This is a genomic window from Streptomyces sp. H39-C1 (genome assembly GCF_027158125.1).
Classification (GTDB): domain Bacteria; phylum Actinomycetota; class Actinomycetes; order Streptomycetales; family Streptomycetaceae; genus Actinacidiphila; species Actinacidiphila fildesensis.
Genome location: NZ_JAPVLS010000215.1, coordinates 1 through 3,137 on the forward strand (window position 1 = coordinate 1; position 3,137 = coordinate 3,137).

General features: G+C 74.9%; 2 protein-coding genes. One reads left to right on the forward strand and one right to left on the reverse strand.

From position 1 onward, the window contains the following. Positions 1 to 2,753: Pls/PosA family non-ribosomal peptide synthetase (locus O3W51_RS47620; protein ID WP_269290314.1), on the forward strand; the 2,753-nt coding region annotated here is incomplete at its 5' end. Here O3W51_RS47620 and O3W51_RS47625 read toward each other — a convergent pair. Further along, positions 2,750 to 2,899: a hypothetical protein gene (locus O3W51_RS47625; protein ID WP_198357519.1), complete on the reverse strand. Its 150-nt coding sequence runs from the start codon at positions 2,897 to 2,899 to the stop codon at positions 2,750 to 2,752. The two genes, O3W51_RS47620 and O3W51_RS47625, sit on opposite strands and share 4 nt — an antisense overlap. Positions 2,900 to 3,137: the final 238 nt, after the last annotated feature.

Genomic DNA, 3,137 nt, shown 5'->3' on the forward strand with positions numbered 1-3,137 from the left:
TCGTCCTGGACCCACCGGACGGGGAGAAGGGACAGGACGGCGGAGACGCGACCGCCCAGCAGGACCCGCCGCGGTTCGACTCGGCTGCGGCGCGTGCCCTGCTGCTCGAACGGCTTCCGGCGACGCTGGTCCCCGCCCTGGCCGTGGTGGACGAACTGCCGACCCGCACCTCGGGAAAAGTCGACCGCGACGCCCTGCCCTGGCCGCTGCCGACGACCGCCGGTACCGGAGCGGACCCGTCGGGCGACGGCGCCACGCTCGGGGAGACGGCGGCCTGGCTCGCCGGGAAGTGGCGGGAGGCGCTCGGCCTGCCCGTCACCGGTGACAGCGACTTCTTCGCGCTCGGCGGCACCAGCCTGGCCGCCGCGCGACTCGTCTCGGTCCTGCGGGAGCGGTACCCCGGGGTCTCGGTGGCGGAGGTCTACGGCCGCCCCCGGCTGCGCGACCTCGCCGCCCACCTCGACGAACTCGGCGGCGGCCCGCGCGAGGAACGGCAGGTCCGGCCGACGCCGCGCCGCGCCGGAGCCGTTCAACTGCTGGTGCTGTCCGTGCTGTACACGCTCGGCGGACTGCGGTGGATGCTCGGCCTCGCGACGGTCGACAACCTGATCGGGCCGCTGCCCTGGGCGCCGCACACCTCCTGGTGGCTGATCCTGGGCGGCTGGATGGTGCTGTCGAGCGCCGCCGGCCGGGTCGCCATCGGCTCGGCGGCGGCCCGGCTGCTCACCGCCGGGATGCGACCGGGTTCCTATCCGCGCGGCGGCCGGGTCCATCTGCGGCTGTGGGCGGCGGAGCGGACGGTGGCCATGTTCAACATCGCCTCGCTGCTCGGCACACCCTGGGCCCGGCACTACGCCCGCGCGCTGGGCTGCCGGGTCGGGCGGGACGTCGATCTGCACACCGCGCCGCCGGTGACGGGCATGGCCCGGTTCGGCGACGGATGCGCCGTCGAACCGGAGGCCGACGTGGCCGGGTGGTGGCTGGACGGCGATGTCCTGCACCTGGGCGCCGTCGAGATCGGGGCCGGTGCCCGCGTCGGCACCCGGAGCACCCTGATGCCCGGTGCCAGGATCGGCGACGGCGCCGACATCGCGCCCGGCAGCTGCGTCCTCGGCGACGTCCCGGACCACCGGCAGTGGCACGGCTCCCCCGCCCGCCCCGTCACCGGCGCACCGCAGGCCGGCGACGGCTGGCCGCTCCCCGACCACCGCCGTGCACGCCGCTGGGACCTCGCCTACGCGCTCGCCCTGCCGGTCTTCAACCTGCTGCCGCTGATCGCGGCGGCGCCCGCGCTGTGGATGACGTACCAGGCGGTCCGCGGCGAGGGGACGCTCACCGGGGTCCTGGTGCGGCTGCTGGGGCTGACCCCGCTGCTCATGGTGGTGGGCGTCGTGGCGTACGCGGGGCTGATCGTCGTCCTCGTGCGGCTGTTCGGCATCCCGGTGAAGCCCGGTCATCACCGCGCGCACGGCGGTGTCGCCTTCTGCACCTGGATCGTGTCGGGTCTGATGACCACGGCGCGCGGCTCGCTCTTCCCGTTCTACGCCAGCCTGTTCACCCCGGTCTGGCTGCGGCTGCTCGGCGCCCGGGTGGGCCGCCGGGTCGAGGCGTCCACCGTGCTGGCGCTGCCCGGACTGCTGCGCGCCGACGACGGCGCGTTCCTGGCCGACGACTCGCTCGTCGCCCCGTTCGAGATCCGTGGCGGCTGGTTGCGGCTCGGCGCCGCACGGGTCGGCCGCCGGGCCTTCGTCGGGAACTCCGGCATCGTCGGCCCGGGACGGGAGCTGCCCGACCACGCCCTCATCGGAGTGCTGTCCGACGCCCCCGAGCACGCGGAGCCGGGCTCGTCCTGGACCGGACGGCCGGGCTTCCCGCTGCCCCGCGTCCCGGACCACGCCGATCCCGGGCGTACCTACGACCCGCCCCGCCGGCTGGTGCTGGCCCGCTCGGCGGTGGAACTGTGCCGTGTCGTCCCGGTGCTGTGCTCCGCGCTGCTGGGCGCCGGGTCCCTCGCGGTGCTGCAGGCCGTCTTCACCACGTACGGGCTGCTGGTCGGCGCGGCCGTCTCCGGTCTGGTGAGCGTGGGCGCCGGCATCGTCGCGCTGCTCCTCACGACCGCGGCCAAGTGGATGCTGGTGGGCCGCTTCCGCACGGGCGAGCACCCGTTGTGGTCGTCCTTCGTCTGGCGCAACGAGCTGTACGACAACTTCGTGGAAGAGCTGGCCATGCCCTGGATCGGCACGACCCTGACGGGCACACCGTTCCTGAACATCTGGCTGCGCAGCCTGGGTGCGCGCATCGGCCGTGGGGTGTGGTGCGAGAGCCACTGGCTGCCCGAGGCGGATCTGGTGCGGCTGGACGACGGCGTCAGCGTCAACCGCGGGTGCGTCCTGCAGACGCATCTGTTCCACGACCGGCTGATGCGTCTCGACGCGGTCCACGTCGGGGCGGGCGCCACGCTCGGCCCGCACTCCATCGTGCTGCCCGGCTCGGTGCTCGGCGCCGGATCCTGCGTCGGCGCCGCCTCGCTGGTCATGCGCGGCGAGGGTGTGCCGGCGGGGTCCCGGTGGGTGGGCAATCCGGTGGCTCCGTGGCCGCGGGAGGATCCCGGCACGCCGCCCGGAGCCGGCGCGGGCACCGGACGCCTCAGGTCCCCGGGCCGGCCCCGTGGTCCGGAGGACGGAGCGTCCGGTTACGAGGCCGGCGTCCCCACGGACACCAGCCGCTCGGCCGCTTCGGGGTCGAGGGCCTAGGGGGCGACCCCACTGCAGCTGCCCGGCTCGTTCGGTGCGGCTTCGTTGCAGTCCTCGAAGTACCGGCCGCCGATGCCGTCGAGCAGCGGCGAGGTCGCGACCAGCACGGAGGTGGCCGTGCCCTGCTCCGGTGTCTTCCACCGCATGCCGCCGCCAATGCTCTGGGCGCGGAGCCGCACCCCCGCCTGACGGCCTGCCGGAACTCGTCCGCGGATTTCTGTTATCGGCCTCCGCCCGCCGGATCTCCTGTGTGTGCACCCGCACCCAGCAGACCCCGCACCGGAAAGTGAAGCCGCGTGAACCGTGAGACCCAGCCCCCGACGTCCACCCCGGAACCGGGCGCGAGCAGCGCCCCGTACCAGCAGCGCCCGGACGGCCGGGGCA